This is a genomic window from Flavobacterium flabelliforme (assembly GCF_017948675.1).
Taxonomy (GTDB): Bacteria; Bacteroidota; Bacteroidia; order Flavobacteriales; family Flavobacteriaceae; genus Flavobacterium; species Flavobacterium pygoscelis.
On the sequence record NZ_JAGFBU010000021.1, the window covers coordinates 1 to 1,121 of the forward strand.

The window sequence follows — 1,121 nt, forward strand, 5'->3', positions numbered from 1 at the left end:
GTTAGTGTTCATATAAAGGCTAACATTCCATACAAATCCTATCGTAGGAATAAAGAAATTATTTATCTAAATTTGAATTGAAAACACAGTAAAAATGTGTCAACCTATTTCAGGACTTTACAAAAAACACTGCAAATAATTACGTTTCTATTTTCAATCGCAAATTATGCGTGTATATGTAACGACCAAAGGATAACTAAAAAGTATATTCAATCTGAATTTGTCGCTAAAGTAAAAATCATTAAAAATTACAAAAATGTAGATTCAAAAGAGATTTACAAAGCAGATATTATCATTAATGAACTTTACAAAGGAGAGAGTTTAAAATCAATTTATATCAATGGAAGAAGCGACGGAAATATGGGAAGTTCTTGTTCTATTTTTATTCCGGAAAATACTGAACTAATTATTTATGCTCAGAAAAATAATAATGGAAAATATACTATTGGAATGTGTTCCGGTTTACTTTATTTGAAAAAAAGCAACTTAAAAAAACAAGTACGAGAATTAGAAATTTTAAAAATTTTCAAAACACAAGGAATAAATTTAACAGACAAAATTAATTATCGTGAAAAAGGAACATTATCTAAAAAATTAGAAGAATTTAAAGGAATAAAACTAGATAAAGAATATGGAATTTATGAAATATACTTTGATTCAAATTTGAAGATAACAAATGTTAAACAAATAAGTGGATTTGAAAATCCAATTGACAAAAAACTGATGGATATCTTATCTACAACAGAATGGACAAGAACAGAAGAAATCTTAAAAAATGAAGTTACAGAAAATAGAAAACTAATAATTGGAATTTATTTCTACAAAAGTGAAAAAGAAAACTCAAGTTTTTTAAGCCAATTTTATCTCTAAAAAAAGAAATAACTTCTGGTAACAGCCGTTACAAGCGATTTGCGGATTTAGTGGAATTATCGTTTTTTAATCCTATTTTCATTAAGCCGAAAATACGCAGTTTCAAAACCCGCAAACCGCTTGTAGCGCCAAGACGTTAGCAGATATTTTAACGCAACTAACAGAAAAACAGTAATTTATAAAATGAAAACGGAGATTAGAATTGTTAGTTATTTGATAATGTTGGTGATTTATTGGTTTTCAACTTCATT

At 26.6% G+C, this 1,121-nt stretch carries 1 protein-coding gene; it reads left to right on the plus strand.

Annotation, left to right across the window (positions count from 1 at the left end; all coding sequences use genetic code 11):
- The first annotated feature begins 96 nt into the window (after nt 1-96).
- Nucleotides 97-870 carry a hypothetical protein gene (locus J3S90_RS15680; protein ID WP_210646970.1) on the plus strand — a complete coding sequence of 258 codons (774 nt, stop codon included), beginning with the start codon at nt 97-99 and terminating at the stop codon, nt 868-870.
- The last annotated feature ends 251 nt before the right edge of the window (nt 871-1,121 follow it).